This is a genomic window from Variovorax sp. GrIS 2.14 (genome assembly GCF_046115955.1).
Lineage (GTDB): Bacteria > Pseudomonadota > Gammaproteobacteria > Burkholderiales > Burkholderiaceae_C > Variovorax.
On the sequence record NZ_JBJXIA010000004.1, the window covers coordinates 153837 to 169594 of the forward strand.

Here is a 15758-nt window from a genome sequence, read left to right on the forward strand (position 1 = left end):
TTGCTCAGCGCGCGCGCGTGCCGGCGCGCACTTTGCTTTTCGACGCGCTTGCTGCCATTGCCTTCGGTTGCCGAACAGTCGCGGCCGGCTTGCCCGTTGGCTTGACCGCTGGCTTTGCGATCGCTTTGGTCACAGGCTTCACCGAAGGCTTCGCGCCAGTCTGAACCGGCTTTACCGTGTCTTCTGCATCTACTGAAGGCTTGGCGAGTGCGCGGTGCTGTGCCTCGTCATGCGCCGCGATGAACTTCTGAACCTTCGGGTAGACCAGGTCGCGCCAGCGGCGGCCGCTGAAGATGCCGTAATGGCCTGCGCCCTTGGCCTCGTAGTGCTCCCGCTGATTCGCAGCAATACCGGTGCAAAGGTCGTGCGCAGCCTGCGTCTGACCCGAGCCGGAGATGTCGTCCAACTCACCCTCGACGGTCAGCAAGGCGGTCGTGCGAATGTCTTGCGGACGCACGCGTTCAAGCTCGCCATCAGCGTTCTTCACGTCCCAGTTGCCGTTCACCAGGCTGAAGTCCTGGAAGACGGTCTTGATGGTGTCGAGGTAGTAGTCCGCATCCATGTCGAGCACGGCGTTGTACTCGTCGTAGAACTTGCGATGCGCTTCGGCGCTGGCGTCGTCGCCCTTCATCAAGTCCTTGAAGTAATCGTAGTGGCTGGTCGCGTGACGGTCAGGATTCATTGCGACGAATCCGGTGTGCTGCAGGAAGCCCGGGTACACGCGCCGGCCCTCGCCCGGGAATCCCTGCGGGACCGGATAGATGACGTTGTTCTCGAACCAGTCGAAGCCTTTGGTCGTAGCCAGGTTGTTTACGGCGGTCGGCGATTTGCGCGCATCTATCGGACCACCCATCATGGTCATCGTGAGCGGCAGCGTCTCGCCCTTGCTCGCCATAAGCGCCACAGCGGCCAACACCGGCACCGTCGGCTGGCAAACGCTCATTACGTGGCAGTTGCCGTATTCGGCTTGCAGCAGCCGGATGAAGTCCTGCACGTAGTGGATGTAATCATCGAGATGGAATTCGCCTTCGGACAGCGGCACGAGGCGGGCGTTTTTCCAGTCGGTAATGTAGACCTTGTGGCCTTGCAGCATGGTGCGAACAGTGTCCCGCAGCAGCGTGGCGTAGTGACCCGACAGCGGCGCAACGATGAGCACGACGGGCTGGCTTTTCAAAATCTTTAACGTGTCCGGGTCATCGGTGAACCGCTTGAAGCGACGCAGCTCGCAAAACGGCTTGTCTAGCGCAATCGCTTCGTGGATGACGACGTCGTCTCCGTTCACCTTGACGCTTTCGATGCTGAACTTCGGCTTTTCGTAGTCCTTGCCGAGGCGATACATCAGCTCGTAGCCAGCGGCCATGCGCTGCGCCATGGGCATGTTGCCCCACACTGCCCCGTGGCCATAGAGTTTGGAGGCAGCTTGAGCGAAGTCCGAAAACGGCTCCATCAAGGAGCGTTGGGCTTCGTAGAGTTGGTAGAGCATTGCGTGGTTGTACTAGGATGTTGCAGTGCAATATATCAGCGGGGTCCCCGTGTTTGTAGGGGCGTAACCCCTACAAACACCACCGCAATCGTGTCAACCAAACGTTTCGATATCCGTGCAGGTCAGATAACCTTGGCGATCGAAGCGCAGACGTAGTCGATGTTCTTGCTGTTCAGTGCCGCAACGCACATGCGGCCGGTGTCGGTTCCGTAGATGCCGAACTCTGAGCGCAACCTCACCATCTGGTCTTTGTTGAGGCCGGAGTAGCTGAACATGCCGATCTGCTTGGTGATGAAGCTCATGTCTTCCTTTACGCCAGCTGCCTTCAGTCCGTCGACCAGCTTCTGCCGCATCGCCTTGATGCGAACGCGCATTTCCGCCAGTTCGCCTTCCCACATCGCACGCAGTGCGGGGTCGCCGAGCACCGCTGCCACCACCGCGCCACCGTGAATCGGCGGATTGCTGTAGTTGGTACGCACCATGACCTTCAGTTGCGACAGCACGCGCGAGGTTTCTTCCTTGTCCTTGCACAACACCGACAGCGCACCGACACGCTCGCCGTAGAGGCTGAAGCTCTTTGAAAACGAAGTCGACACGAAGAAGGTCAAGCCGGCTTCGACGAACTTGCCGATGGCCGCGCCATCTTCTTGGATGCCATGGGCAAAGCCCTGGTAGGCCATGTCGAGGAACGCGGTCAGGTTCTTAGCCTTGACCACGTCGACCACCTGATCCCACTGGGCGGCGGTGATGTCGTAGCCGGTCGGGTTGTGGCAGCAGGCATGCAGCACGACGATGGTGCCGGCAGGTGACGCATCGAGCGCTGCCAGCATGGCTTCGAAATTGACGCCGCGCGTAGCGGCGTCGTAGTACGGGTAGCTTTCGACCACGAAGCCGGCCTGCGTGAACAGGGCGCGATGGTTTTCCCAGCTCGGGTCGCTGATCAGCACCTTGGCATTCGGGCTCAGCTTCTTAAGGAAGTCGGCACCGACCTTCAGGCCTCCAGTGCCGCCCAGGCCTTGCACGGTCGCGACGCGGCCCGACTTCAGCGGCTCGCTGTCGGCCCCGAAGACCAGGCTCTTCACCGCGTTGTCGTACGCGACGATGCCGTCGATCGGCAAGTAGCCGCGTGCAGTCGGCGACTTCATCATGTTTTGTTCGGCGGTCTGGACGCATTTCAGTAGCGGGAGCTTGCCGTTGTCGTCGTAATAAACGCCCACACCCAGATTCACCTTGGCGGGATTGGTGTCGGCGGCGTATTGCTCGTTAAGGCCGAGGATCGGGTCGCGCGGCGCCATTTCGACCGCGGTAAACATAGACATGGAGAAAGTCCTTTGATTGAAAGCTTCGCGTGCAACCGGGCAAGCGCTTAAGCTTTCCGGTTGCATTGAATTTTACCGGCGCCACCGCCAATTGACGGGTACAGCCATGCCAGAGACCACCGAAGCCATCACCGATACAGTGACCGACGCACACAAGCTTGCAGCGATCGGGCCCGCAAAGTCGGGAACGTTCGTCACTTTTCCCGGCTCGCCCTTCGAGCTTTACCAGCCCTATCCTCCTGCGGGCGATCAGCCGAAAGCGATTGATGGCTTGGTCGAAGGCGTGAACGATGGCGAGGTGTTCCAGACCCTGCTGGGCGTGACTGGTTCCGGCAAAACCTTCACCATGGCCAACGTGATCGCCCGGCTCGGCCGGCCGGCCATCGTCTTCGCACCGAACAAGACGCTGGCGGCGCAGCTTTACAGCGAGTTCCGCGAATTTTTTCCGCATAACGCCGTCGAGTACTTCGTCAGCTACTACGACTATTACCAGCCCGAGGCCTACGTGCCTCAGCGCGACCTGTTCATCGAAAAAGACAGCTCCATCAACGAGCACATCGAGCAGATGCGGCTGTCGGCGACCAAGAGCGTGCTGGAGCGACGCGACACGGTCATCGTGGCGACGGTGAGCGCCATCTACGGCATCGGCACGCCCGAGGACTACACGCAGATGCGCTTCATCATGCGCATCGGCGACAAAATCGGCCAGCGCGATGTGATCGGGCGGCTGATCCGCATGCAGTACACGCGCAACGAACAGGATTTTTCGCGTGGGTCGTTCCGGGTGCGTGGCGACACCATCGATATTTTTCCGGCGGAGCACAGCGAGCTGGCCATCCGCATCGAGCTCTTCGACGACGAGATCGAAACACTGCAACTGTTCGATCCGCTCACCGGCCGAATCCGACAGAAAATCCCACGCTTCACGGTGTACCCATCGAGCCACTACGTGACGCCACGCGACAAGGTGATGTCTGCGGTCGAGGGCATCAAGCACGAGTTGGTCGGCCGGGTGAAGGAGTTTGTGAGCCAGGGCAAGCTCGTCGAAGCCCAACGCATAGAGCAGCGCACTCGCTTCGACCTGGAAATGCTCGCCGAGATCGGCCATTGCAAAGGCATCGAGAACTATTCTCGGCATCTTTCGGGGGCTGCGCCGGGGCAACCGCCCTCGACGTTGACCGACTACCTGCCCAAAGACGCGTTGATGTTCCTCGACGAGAGTCATCAGATGATCGGCCAGCTCAACGGCATGTATGCGGGCGACCGTGCGCGCAAGACGACGCTGGTCGAGTACGGTTTTCGCCTGCCTTCCGCGATGGACAACCGACCTCTCAAGTTCGAGGAGTTCGAGGCGCGCATGCGGCAGGCGATCTTCGTGTCTGCCACGCCGGCGCAGTACGAGAAGGACCATTCAGGCAACACGGTCGAGCAGCTGGTACGGCCGACCGGACTGATCGATCCCGAGGTCGAGGTGCGGCCGGCCACGCATCAGGTCGACGATGTGCTGGGCGAGATTCGTCTGCGCGTCGACAAGAACGAACGGGTGCTGATCACGACGCTGACCAAGCGCATGGCCGAGCAGCTCACCGACTACCTGAGCGACAACGGCGTGAAGGTGCGTTATTTGCACAGCGATATCGACACTGTCGAACGCGTCGAAATCCTGCGCGACCTGCGTTTGGGCAGCTTCGACGTGCTGGTCGGAATCAACCTCTTGCGCGAGGGGCTGGACATTCCGGAGGTATCGCTGGTTGCCATCCTGGATGCTGACAAGGAGGGCTTCCTGCGTGCGGAGCGCTCGCTGATTCAGACGATCGGGCGTGCCGCGCGCAATGTGAACGGCAAAGCCATCCTGTATGCCGACCGGATGACCGATTCGATGAAAAAGGCGATTGACGAAACCGATCGACGTCGTACCAAGCAGATCGCCCACAACCTGGCCGAAGGCATCACGCCGCGCAGCATCGTGAAGGAAGTGCGCGACTTGATCGATGGCGTCTACAGCGAGAAAACCGGCAAGGAAATGGCCAAGCTCGATCTGGAGCGCGCCAAGGTCGAGGACATGAGCGAGAAAGATGTTGCTCGCGAGATCAAGCGCCTCGAAAAGCTGATGCTTGAGCACGCGCGCAATCTGGAGTTCGAAAAAGCGGCACGGGTCCGGGATCAGTTGGCTCAGTTGCGTGAACAGGCTTTCGGCGGCGGACGCACCGACAACATTGCCGAGGCAGTGCCCCGTAAATGAGTGATTGGCCTACAGCCCCCGAGGGGGTCGGCGGGAGTTACCCGAGCAAAACTGAAGGCTTATCGCTATACTTGACCGAATTAGTCAACAACACCAGAACTTCGCGATGAAGGACCGACTCATACCGACTGGTGCACCAGCTACAGAGGTCGGTCAGGGCGGAGACGAAGCTACCCGAAGCCCTCTGGCAGCGGTGTCATTTCAACGGTAAGCACTTGAAGGAGCTTGCGATGCGTCTCACTACAAAAGGCCGTTTTGCGGTCACTGCCATGATCGATCTGGCATTGCGCCAGAACACCGGTCCGGTCACGCTGGCGGCCATCAGCCAGCGGCAGCAGATTTCGCTGTCCTACCTTGAACAGCTCTTCGGCAAGCTGCGCCGCCACGAACTGGTCGAATCGACCCGCGGCCCCGGCGGCGGATACAGCCTCGGTCGTAAAGCGGCCGAGATCACTGTCGCCGACATCATCGTTTCGGTGGATGAACCCATCGATGCGACTCATTGCGGTGGCAAAGAGAATTGTCTGGGCGAGGCCGGTCGCTGCATGACGCACGAACTTTGGGCATCGCTGAATCAGCGCATGGTCGAGTTCCTCGATTCGGTCACCTTGCAAAAATTGGTCGATGACCAACTCGCCAAGGGTGTCCAGATCGAGAACAAGCCGGTGATCAAGCGCGCGATTTCGGCGCAACCGGTGGCGAAGCCTATCCGCATCAACGCGCCGAATTCGGTGTTTGCCCTCGGGAATGTCTTTGCGAAGTCGTGAAGGCCATGAACTAAGGCGCCCTCGGGTGCCTTGCCTGCAGCGACCCTCAAATTAACCAATGCCAGCCAGAGCCAGCCATGGACTTCACTCCTCATTTCCCCATCTATCTTGACTACGGCGCGACCACGCCCGTCGATCCGCGCGTCGTCGACGCAATGATTCCCTGGTTGAGCGAGCACTTCGGCAACCCGGCCTCCCGCAGTCACGCGTGGGGCTGGGAGGCGGAAGAGGCCGTCGAAAAAGGCCGCGGGTACGTCGCGGAATTGATCAATGCCGACCCTCGTGAGATCGTGTGGACTTCCGGCGCTACCGAATCGATCAACCTTGCGCTGAAAGGCGCGGCCCAGTTCTACAAAGGCAAGGGCAAGCACCTCATCACGGTCAAGACCGAGCACAAGGCCGTTCTCGACACCATGCGCGAGCTCGAACGTCAAGGCTTCGAGGTCACGTACCTCGACGTTGAAGAAAACGGTTTGCTCGACCTCGGCAAGTTCAAGGCGGCCATTCGCCCCGACACGATTCTGGCGAGCGTCATGTTCGTCAATAACGAAATCGGGGTGGTGCAAGACGTTGTCGCCATCGGTAACGCCTGCCGGGAAAAAGGCGTGCTGCTTCACGTCGATGCAGCGCAAGCGACGGGCAAGGTCGAGATCGACATCACGCAGCTACCCATCGATTTGATGAGTCTGGCTTCGCACAAGACTTATGGTCCCAAAGGTATCGGCGCGTTGTATGTTCGGCGCAAGCCGCGCGTCCGGCTCGAAGCGCAAATGCACGGGGGTGGCCATGAGCGCGGCATGCGTTCAGGATCGTTGCCGACGCACCAGATCGTCGGAATGGGTGAAGCCTTCCGCATCGCTAAACTCGATATGAAGGCAGACAACGCCAGAGCCGCAGCGCTGCAAAAGCGCTTGCTCGATGGCCTGAAAGATGTCGAGCAGGTCTTCATCAATGGTGACCTCGAGCATCGTGTGCCGCACAACCTGAATATCAGCTTCAACTACGTCGAAGGCGAGTCGCTGATCATGGGTATCAAGGGCTTGGCGGTGTCGTCGGGCTCGGCATGCACATCAGCCAGTCTGGAGCCGAGCTATGTGTTGCGCGCTCTCGGCCGCAGCGATGAGCTCGCGCACAGTAGCCTTCGCATGACGATCGGTCGCTTCACGACCGAAGAAGAAATCGACTACGCGATTTCCACCATTAAGCACAACGTCGCCAAGCTGCGCGAGTTGAGCCCACTGTGGGAAATGTTCAAGGACGGTATCGACATCAGCGCTATCCAATGGTCGGCGCACTGAACACGATACAAAACAAGAGGTAACTTCATGGCATATTCATCCAAGGTCATAGACCACTACGAAAATCCCCGCAACGTCGGTTCGTTCGAAAAGGGCGACGACTCTGTGGGCACCGGCATGGTCGGCGCACCTGCTTGCGGCGACGTTATGAAGCTGCAGATCAAGGTCAACCCGGAAACCGGCGTGATCGAAGACGCACGTTTCAAGACCTACGGCTGCGGCTCGGCCATCGCGTCGTCGTCGTTGGTCACCGAGTGGGTCAAGGGCAAGACGCTCGACGAAGCCGCTGCGCTCAAGAACGCGCAGATCGCTGAAGAACTGGCGTTGCCGCCGGTAAAGATTCACTGCTCGATCCTGGCAGAAGACGCGATCAAGGCAGCGGTCAACGACTACAAAGCCAAGCACGCCGCATCGGCTGCCAAGGCTGCGCCTCAGGAAGCGGTTCACTGATCATGGCCGTGACCCTTACCGATGCGGCCGCGCGCCACGTCAATCGCTACCTCGGTAAGCGTGGCAAGGGCGTGGGTGTGCGTCTGGGCGTCAAGACAACCGGCTGCTCCGGGCTCGCCTACAAGCTGGAATATGTCGATGAGTTCGCGCCTGAAGACGTGGTTTTCGAAGACCGCGGCGTCAAAGTGCTCGTCGATCCAAAAAGCCTGGCCTATATCGACGGAACGCAGCTCGACTTCGTTCGCGAAGGCTTGAACGAAGGCTTCAAGTTCATTAATCCAAACGAGCGCGATCGTTGCGGCTGCGGAGAGTCTTTCAGGATTTGACGCCGTGCGCGTTTCGCGCCCGAGCCGCCACCATGTCATGTGCTGGCGGCTTTTTTATTGCCATGAACCTTAACGACACCGACTTCGAACTCTTCGCCGTGCCAACGATGTTTGCGCAGGACCGCGCGGCGCTGGACGCGCGTTGGAAGGAACTGCAGCGCGAAGCGCACCCAGACCGTTTCGCGGCGCAAGGCCCGGCCGCGCAGCGACTGGCGATGCAATGGTCGGTGCGCATCAACGAGGCTTACCAGCGGTTGAAAGATCCGGTCAAGCGCGCCGCTTATTTGTGCGAGCAACGCGGTTCGTCGATCAACGCCGAAACCAATACCGCGATGCCGCCCGCATTCCTGATGCAACAGATGGAGTGGCGCGAGACGCTCGATGACGCGACGAAAGTAGCAGTTGTCGACGCGTTACGGACCGAGGTGGAGACGGCGCGCGCGGTGGCTCTCTCCTCTCTGGACCGCTTTATCGACGAAGAGGGCGACCACCCTGCGGCAGCGCAGCAGGTGAGAGCCCTCATGTTCATCGAGCGCTTTGCCGACGACGTTGAGTCCAAAGCCGATCAGTTGGGACAATAGAGCGATGGCACTTCTGCAGATTTCCGAACCGGGCCAGGCGCCGGACCCGCATCAACGGCGCATCGCCGTCGGCATCGACCTCGGCACGACGCACTCGCTTGTGGCCGCGGTGCGCAACGGCGTTGCCGAATGCTTGCCCGACAACGAGGGCCGCGTCATTCTTCCATCTGCGGTTCGCTACCTCGACGCCGAGCGTAGGCAGATCGGGTTCGAAGCGCTGGCGGCACGCGCGCAGGACGCCGCCAACACCATCACGTCGGTCAAACGGCTGATGGGACGCGGCTTGTCCGACATCGTCAACCGCGATGCGATGTCGTATCGGTTGGTGGACGAAGGCGGAATGGTCAAGGTCGACACTGCGGCGGGCATCAAATCGCCGGTCGAGATCAGCGCCGAGATTCTGGCCACGCTGCGTTTCCGCGCCGAAGACACTTTCGATGATTCGCTCTACGGTGCGGTCATTACCGTGCCGGCCTATTTCGACGAAGGACAGCGCCAGGCCACCAAAGACGCCGCGCAGCTCGCAGGCATCAATGTGCTTCGGCTCATCAGCGAGCCGACGGCTGCTGCCATCGCCTACGGCCTCGATAACGCCAGCGAAGGCGTCTACGCGGTTTATGACCTGGGCGGCGGCACTTTCGACATTTCCATCCTGCGACTGACGCGGGGCGTGTTCGAGGTGATCGCGACTGGGGGCGACTCTGCGCTGGGTGGTGACGACTACGATCACGCGATCGCTGATCTCGTGCTGTCGAACACCGGTGCGCACGCGACAGACGATGCCGATCGGGCCACGATGCTTGTGGCAGCGCGCGCTGCAAAAGAAGCGCTCAGCACTTCGGCTTCGACGCTGTTTCATGTGCAGGTGTCAAGTGCCGACGTGCAGTTCGAGCTCACCCGGCAGCAGTTCGATGTGGCGACCAAGCCGCTCACGGACCGCACCATCGCCGCAGTGCGCAAAGCGCTGCGCGATGCCAGGCTCAAGACCGATGACCTGCAGGGCATCGTCATGGTGGGCGGGTCGACGCGCATGCCGCAGATCCAGCATGCGGTCGGCGAGTTCTTCGGTCGTGCGCCACTGACCAATTTGAACCCGGACGAAGTCGTCGCACTCGGCGCAGCGATCCAGGCCAACCAGTTGGCAGGCAACGGCGGCGCGGACGATTTGTTGCTGCTCGACGTGATCCCGCTGTCGCTCGGCATCGAGACCATGGGCGGGCTCGTGGAGCGCATCGTCCCACGCAACCAGACCATTCCGACCGCGATGGCGCAAGACTTCACCACCTACCAGGACGGGCAAACCGCGCTTGCTTTGCATGTGGTGCAAGGCGAGCGCGATCTCGTTGCCGATTGCCGCAGCCTCGCGCGTTTCACCTTGCGCGGCATCCCGCCGATGTCGGCTGGCGCTGCGCGCATTCGCGTCACCTTCACCGTCGATGCCGACGGCTTGCTCAGCGTCGGCGCCAAGGAGCAGGGCAGTGGTGTGGAAGCCAGCGTCACCGTGAAGCCCTCGTATGGACTGTCGGACGACCAGATCGCGACGATGCTGCAAGACAGTTTCGCGACCGCGCAGCAAGACATGCAGGCGCGGGCTCTGGTCGAAGCACGTGTGGACGCCGATCGCATGCTGCTCGCGACGCAGAGCGCGCTCGACGCCGACGGCGACCTGCTGAGCTCTGAAGATCGCACGCTGATCGATCAGTCGATGACGGCGCTGCGCCAAGCCCATCGGAGCACCGATGCCGCGGTGGTAGAGGCCGCTACCAAAGCGCTCGCTCATGTGACAGAAGGCTTTGCCGCAGCGCGCATGAATGCCGGTATTGCCCGAGCACTCTCGGGTCGCAAAGTCGAATCCCTGTAGAAAAAAAATGCCAGTCATCAAGATCCTGCCCCACCCCGAATACTGTCCGCAAGGCGCCGAGATCACCGCGCCTGCGGGCACGTCGATCTGCGAGGCGCTGCTCGAACATCACATCAATATCGAGCACGCGTGCGAGATGAGCTGCGCCTGCACGACCTGCCATGTGCTGGTTCGCCAAGGCTTCGATTCGCTCAACGAGGCGGAAGAGGGCGAAGAAGATCTGCTCGACCGCGCCTGGGGGCTCGAGCCGCAATCGCGCCTGAGTTGCCAGGCCATCTTGGCGCAGCAGAACGTGACCATCGAGATCCCGAAGTACTCGATCAATCACGCCAAGGAAAACCACTGATGTCGCGTCTCGTTGTTCTCGATACCGAAACCACCGGCCTCTCTGCAGAAAACGGCGATCGTGTGATCGAACTCGGTTGCGTGGAGTTGTTCAATCGCAAGCTCACCGGCAACGATCTGCACATTTATTTCAACCCCGAGCGCGAGAGCCACGAAGACGCGCTCAAGGTGCACGGGCTGACGACGGATTTCCTGCGCGACAAGCCCAAGTTCGCTGCGCTTGCTAACGACGTGATCGAGTACCTGCGCGATGCAGAGTTGATCATTCACAACGCTGCGTTCGACGTCGGCTTTCTTAACAAGGAGTTCGAGCGAGTCGGCCTGCCGCCGTTGAAGACTTTCGTCGGCCAGGTTACCGACACGCTGGCCATGGCCAAGCAGGTGTACCCCGGCAAGCGCAATTCGCTCGATGCACTGTGCGACCGTTTCGGCGTCGATCGCTCGAATCGGACCTTCCACGGCGCCAAGCTCGATGCCCAGTTGCTGGCCGACGTCTACATCAACCTCACGCGTGGACAGGACGCCTTGCTGATCGATGTGGCATCCAACGAGCCAGCGCTGGGTACCTTCGTGGCCATCGATTTGCGCAGCTTCGATTTACCGGTGATCTACGCAGCCGATGTCGAATTGGCGGCACACGACGCGACGCTGCAGCAGCTCGACAAGGCCAGCAACGGACGTACGCTGTTCCGCCAGGTCAGCTAGAGCCCTATGGCATAATTTGAGGCTCCGCGCCGTAGCGTGGAGATCCAAAGTGTTGCAGCAGCAGCGCTCGGGCGGTTAGCTCAGGGGTAGAGCACAGCATTCACACTGCTGGGGTCCCAGGTTCGAAACCTGGACCGCCCACCAATTCCTTCAGTCAGACAGGTTAGATGCGTCCTCGCGTCTGCACAGCCGTACTGCAGATCGGGCCACTCGCTCGCTGGCTGGTTGCCCCAAACTTCCCCTTCTTTTTGTTGATCCGATGGCGCTGACCGACACGCCTCTCGAGCAATCTGCGACAAGACGCTAAGCTCGTGTCATGGAGACCATCGATTGCGCCGTCATAGGCGCCGGCGTTGTGGGTTTGGCGGTCGCGCGGGCCCTGGCATTGCGAGGGCACGAGGTTGTCGTGTTGGAGGCGGAGAGCGCCATCGGCACCGGCACCAGCTCCCGAAACAGCGAAGTCATCCATGCCGGCATCTATTACCCGCGAGACTCGTTGAAAGCGACGCTGTGTGTCGCTGGCAACGCGGCGCTGTACGCCTATGCGGCACAGCGCGGCGTGCCGCATAGGCGCTGCGGCAAGTTGATCGTGGCAACGACCCCTGCGCAAATCGAAGAACTCGAGGCCATTCAGGTCAAGGCGCTGCGCAACGGCGTCCCCGACATCGTGCGATTGAACGGCGTTGAAGCGCGGGCCATGGAGCCAGAACTGGAATGTCTGGCCGCGCTGCACTCGCCCAGCACCGGCATCATCGACAGCCACGCGTTGATGCTGAGCTTTCAGGGCGACATGGAAAACGCGGGTGGTGTTCTGGCGATCAAGTCCTCAGTCGTTGCGGCCAAGTGCGTCGACCGCGCGATCGAGCTACAGCTGGAAGACGGTACGTGCGTACGCTGCAACAGCGTCGTCAACGCTGCTGGGCTGTCCGCCCCTGCGCTTGCCCGACGCTTTGCCGGTTTGCCTGCCGACGCAGTCCCGACCGAGTATTTCGCAAAGGGAAATTACTTCACCCTCGCGGGCCGCGCGCCCTTCAGCCGCCTCATCTATCCGGTGCCCGAAGTTGGGGGGCTTGGCGTTCATCTGACGATCGACCTGGGCGGTCAGGCCAAGTTCGGGCCCGACGTCGAATGGGTGTCGTCGCCCGTCGATCTGGTGGTCGATCCGGCTCGTGGCGACGCCTTTTACGCCGAAGTCAGACGTTACTGGCCCGCGCTTCGCGAAGGCGCGTTGCTGCCGGGTTATGCAGGGATGCGCCCCAAGCTCTCTGGCCCGGGACAGCCGGCGATGGACTTCGTCATATCAGGCCCTGCCGATCACGGCGTACGGGGTCTGGTCAACCTGTTCGGCATCGAGTCGCCGGGCCTTACCAGCAGCCTGGCGATCGGTACGCATGTCGCCGGATTGCTCGGTGGCCGTTTGGCGGCTGTACCATGAGCGGCACGCCAATTGCAGGCGTGTCAAAGTCGTCGGCACAGTGCCGGCGTCAATCCACGGAGGGAACATTTCAATGAGTGCTACCAGCAATCTCGAAGCAGCCGCCGATGCGGTGGTTGAAGACGTGCGAGGCGTTCTCGCCAGCAAAGAACTCGACTCGGTGCCGCACATCAAGGCCTTGCGCCAGCGCGTCGATGCCAAGATCGCCATCGCCAAGGAACTGACCGCCGAAAAGGCGCGCATTGCCGCCAAGAAGGCGCGTGAGGCTGCAGACAGCGCCAACACCTATGCGCACGACGAGCCATGGCAAATCGCAGGCGCTGCACTCGCGGTGGGCGTGCTACTGGGCCTGTTGCTCGGTCGCCGCTGATCTGAGGGCGACGGCATGCGTCGCGGGCGCTCAGTCGCCGAGCTTGCGCAGCGCCTCAGCGGCTTCCCGCACCAGGCCGGGCCCGCGGTAGATCAGGCCGGTGTAGATCTGTACGACATCGGCACCGGCTGAGATTTTGTCGCAAGCGTCGGTCGCGCTCAACACGCCGCCGGCCCCGATGATCGGAAAGCCCTTGCCTAGCAACTTGCGCAGTTGACCGATCACGCGATTGCTTGCCTCGCGGACTGGCGCACCTGAAAGTCCTCCCGCTTCTTCCGCGTGCGGCAGACCCTTGACCGCCTCGCGCGAGAGCGTGGTGTTGGTTGCGATCACGCCGTCCATGTGGTGACGCTGCAATGCCGCGGCGATGACGCCGACTTGCGCAGCGTCCAGGTCCGGCGCGATCTTCACGAACAGCGGCACGCGCTTGCCGTGCTGTGCCGCCAACACGGTCCCGCGTTCGGCCACAGCGCCGAGCAGCGCATCCAGCGCTTCGTCGCTTTGCAGCGAGCGCAAGTTGGCAGTGTTCGGGCTCGAGATATTGATCGTCACGTAGTCGGCGTGCGGGTAAACGCCGTCGAGGCATAGCAGGTAGTCGTCGGTTGCGCGCTCGATCGGTGTCGAGGCGTTCTTGCCGATGTTCAGGCCGAGCAGCATCGGCGCTGCGGCGTTTCGTTTGCGAAACTGGACACGCTGAACATTGGCGACGAAGGCATCCAGCCCGTCGTTGTTGAAGCCGAGCCGGTTGATGAGCGCCTCACGCTCCGGCAAGCGAAAGATCCGCGGTTTGGCATTGCCCGGTTGCGCCTTGTGCGTGACGGTGCCGACCTCGACGAAGCCGAAGCCCATCGCGGCAAAGGCATCGATGCAGCGTGCGTTCTTGTCGAGCCCGGCGGCCAGACCAATGCGATTCGGAAAGGTCAGGCCGGCCAATGTCACCGGGTCATCGACGCGCGGTGCCGCATAAGCAAAATCGAATGGCGTGTTCTGCGTAAGGGCCAGCGCACCGAGAGTGAGCTCATGCGCGTGCTCGGCGTCAAAGCCAAAAAGAAAAGGGCGGGCAAGGCTGTAGAGCGAGGAGAGGGGCATCAGCGTGAGCAAGCGTGGTGTCGGGCGTGGCATCACCGGAATCGGTGACACCGGATAATTCCGGACTTCAATGAACCTGGATTCTCCGCGATGACTTCACCCGCTACGCCCTTGACACAAGAACAGATGAAGGCCCAAGTCGGACTTGCGGCGCTCGACTACGTGACGCGCGGCGAGATCGTCGGCGTCGGCACGGGCTCGACCGTCAACAAATTCATCGATGCGCTCGCCACGATCAAGAACGAGATCAAGGGTGCGGTGTCGAGTTCGGTGGCATCGTCGGAGCGGCTGCGTGCCGCTGGCATTCCGGTGTTCGATAGCAACGAGGTCGAGGAGCTGTCTGTCTACATCGACGGCGCCGACGAGATCGATCACCGCGGCCACATGATCAAAGGCGGCGGTGCTGCGCTTACGCGCGAGAAGATCGTGGCGGCACAGTCGCGGCGCTTCGTCTGCATTGCCGATGCATCGAAATTGGTGAACACGCTGGGGGATTTTCCGCTGCCTGTGGAAGTGATTCCTATGGCGGCACGCCGGATCATTCGGCAGTTTGCAAGACTCGGTGGCGAGGCGCAGGTGCGCGAGAAGGACGGGCTACCGCTGGTCACCGACAACGGCCAGCACATCATCGATGTGTCGGGCCTGAAGATCACCGACCCGCGTGCCTTCGAGGCCGAAGTGAGCCAGTGGCCCGGTGTTGTCACTGTCGGCATCTTCGCCTATCAGAAGGCCGATGTGTGCCTGCTCGGGACCCCGACGGGGGTCGAGACCCTGCAGTTCGATTGAGCGGGAAGGAGGCGGCTTTGGAATAGCGTAACCGCCGCCGGCTTAAAACTTGATGCCGGCCGGATTGCTCGGCGTCGGCCCGTTGTTGACAGACTGCGGAACGGTTGGCTGCGCTACCGCTGCTGGCGCGTTGCCCGCTGTGTTGGCCGAGCCGGTCGCAGCCGGCGCCGGTGATTGAGCCACCAGCGGCCGCGCCGGTGCCGGTCGATAGCCGGCGGGCAGTTGCGAGCTCTTCGGATAGCTGGCCGCGTCGAGGTATTGCGACCATTCGGCGTCCGAAAACCCTTTGAGCTGCTGCGAGCCGATGCTCAATACCGGCAACGACGTTTGCCCGCTCAGCCGCTGCAGGGCGGCGGTGTCTGCATCGGTCTTGATCAGCCGCTCGTCGAACGGAACCCCGCGAGTGATGAGCAAGGAGCGAGCGGCCACGCAAGGTGCGCATTCGTCACTGGTGTAGAGCATGACCGGATACCGCTGCACGACTTGCCGCAACTCGTACGGCAATCCTTCCGTGCTCGCGCTCGAAATGCCAGCGCGCGGGGCGGCTGGCTGCGCATTGGCAGCGGGTGCCTGATCCGAAAAGGAAATCTTGCCGCTCTTGTCGACGTTGCGATACACCGGCTGCGCCGCTGCGCTGGCGGTGACAAGCAACAGGCCGAGCGACAGCGGCAGGGCGGAGAGTCGGGCGGTCAATTTCATCA

Annotated in this window: 16 protein-coding genes and 1 tRNA gene; 13 read left to right on the forward strand and 4 right to left on the reverse strand. The window is 61.4% G+C overall.

Translation table 11 applies throughout. The features are described from left to right. Window positions 1-4: 4 nt before the first annotated feature. Window positions 5-1483, reverse strand: a complete 1479-nt coding sequence (locus tag RCH10_RS08930; protein ID WP_409052094.1) for a polyhydroxyalkanoate depolymerase — start codon at window positions 1481-1483, stop codon at window positions 5-7. A gap of 122 nt (window positions 1484-1605) precedes the next feature. After that, entirely contained in the window at window positions 1606-2802 is a 1197-nt protein-coding gene (locus RCH10_RS08935; protein WP_323496411.1) for an amino acid aminotransferase, read from the reverse strand. A 106-nt stretch (window positions 2803-2908) separates the two neighbouring features. Here RCH10_RS08935 and uvrB point away from each other — a divergent pair, with 106 nt between their 5' ends. The 12 genes from uvrB to RCH10_RS08995 all read left to right on the forward strand — a co-directional run bounded on the left by uvrB (window position 2909) and on the right by RCH10_RS08995 (window position 13182). After that, window positions 2909-5044: an excinuclease ABC subunit UvrB gene (gene uvrB / locus RCH10_RS08940; protein WP_323496412.1), complete on the forward strand. Its 2136-nt coding sequence runs from the start codon at window positions 2909-2911 to the stop codon at window positions 5042-5044. Between the two features lie 230 nt (window positions 5045-5274). Beyond that, a complete protein-coding gene (gene iscR, locus RCH10_RS08945) occupies window positions 5275-5811 on the forward strand; it encodes a Fe-S cluster assembly transcriptional regulator IscR (RefSeq protein WP_187052491.1) in 537 nt (178 codons plus the stop codon). A gap of 77 nt (window positions 5812-5888) precedes the next feature. Next, a complete protein-coding gene (locus RCH10_RS08950) occupies window positions 5889-7109 on the forward strand; it encodes an IscS subfamily cysteine desulfurase (RefSeq protein WP_409052095.1) in 1221 nt (406 codons plus the stop codon). Between the two features lie 27 nt (window positions 7110-7136). Then, window positions 7137-7559 carry a Fe-S cluster assembly scaffold IscU gene (iscU, locus tag RCH10_RS08955; RefSeq protein ID WP_187052489.1) on the forward strand — a complete coding sequence of 141 codons (423 nt, stop codon included), beginning with the start codon at window positions 7137-7139 and terminating at the stop codon, window positions 7557-7559. 2 nt (window positions 7560-7561) lie between these two features. Beyond that, a complete protein-coding gene (gene iscA, locus RCH10_RS08960; protein ID WP_187052488.1) occupies window positions 7562-7885 on the forward strand; it encodes an iron-sulfur cluster assembly protein IscA in 324 nt (107 codons plus the stop codon). Window positions 7886-7947: 62 nt separating this feature from the next. Next, window positions 7948-8466, forward strand: coding sequence for a Fe-S protein assembly co-chaperone HscB (gene hscB, locus RCH10_RS08965; protein ID WP_323501051.1), 519 nt, complete (start codon window positions 7948-7950; stop codon window positions 8464-8466). A gap of 4 nt (window positions 8467-8470) precedes the next feature. Next, on the forward strand, window positions 8471-10327 hold the full coding sequence (hscA, locus tag RCH10_RS08970) for a Fe-S protein assembly chaperone HscA (protein ID WP_409052096.1): 1857 nt from the start codon (window positions 8471-8473) through the stop codon (window positions 10325-10327). A gap of 7 nt (window positions 10328-10334) precedes the next feature. Then, window positions 10335-10673 (forward strand): ISC system 2Fe-2S type ferredoxin, encoded by a 339-nt coding sequence (fdx, locus tag RCH10_RS08975; protein WP_187052485.1) that lies wholly within the window; start codon window positions 10335-10337, stop codon window positions 10671-10673. Then, the gene (gene dnaQ, locus RCH10_RS08980) at window positions 10673-11377 is read left to right on the forward strand and encodes a DNA polymerase III subunit epsilon (protein WP_323496414.1); all 705 of its coding nucleotides are present in this window, start codon (window positions 10673-10675) and stop codon (window positions 11375-11377) included. Before fdx ends, dnaQ begins: the two co-directional genes overlap by 1 nt. 69 nt (window positions 11378-11446) lie before the next feature. Continuing rightward, window positions 11447-11521: transfer RNA gene (locus tag RCH10_RS08985), tRNA-Val, on the forward strand. Between the two features lie 172 nt (window positions 11522-11693). Then, the gene (locus tag RCH10_RS08990) at window positions 11694-12812 is read left to right on the forward strand and encodes an NAD(P)/FAD-dependent oxidoreductase (protein ID WP_409052097.1); all 1119 of its coding nucleotides are present in this window, start codon (window positions 11694-11696) and stop codon (window positions 12810-12812) included. A gap of 73 nt (window positions 12813-12885) precedes the next feature. After that, entirely contained in the window at window positions 12886-13182 is a 297-nt protein-coding gene (locus tag RCH10_RS08995; RefSeq protein WP_187052482.1) for a glycine zipper domain-containing protein, read from the forward strand. Between the two features lie 30 nt (window positions 13183-13212). Here the strand turns inward: RCH10_RS08995 and RCH10_RS09000 are convergent, their stop codons facing one another. Further along, a complete protein-coding gene (locus RCH10_RS09000) occupies window positions 13213-14271 on the reverse strand; it encodes a quinone-dependent dihydroorotate dehydrogenase (RefSeq protein WP_409052228.1) in 1059 nt (352 codons plus the stop codon). Between the two features lie 90 nt (window positions 14272-14361). Between RCH10_RS09000 and rpiA the strand changes: the two genes are divergently transcribed. Then, window positions 14362-15057 carry a ribose-5-phosphate isomerase RpiA gene (gene rpiA, locus RCH10_RS09005; protein WP_409052098.1) on the forward strand — a complete coding sequence of 232 codons (696 nt, stop codon included), beginning with the start codon at window positions 14362-14364 and terminating at the stop codon, window positions 15055-15057. A gap of 42 nt (window positions 15058-15099) precedes the next feature. On the opposite strand, the gene RCH10_RS09010 is transcribed toward rpiA, so the two are convergent. Beyond that, window positions 15100-15756, reverse strand: coding sequence for a glutaredoxin domain-containing protein (locus RCH10_RS09010; RefSeq protein WP_409052099.1), 657 nt, complete (start codon window positions 15754-15756; stop codon window positions 15100-15102). Between the last annotated feature and the right edge of the window lie 2 nt (window positions 15757-15758).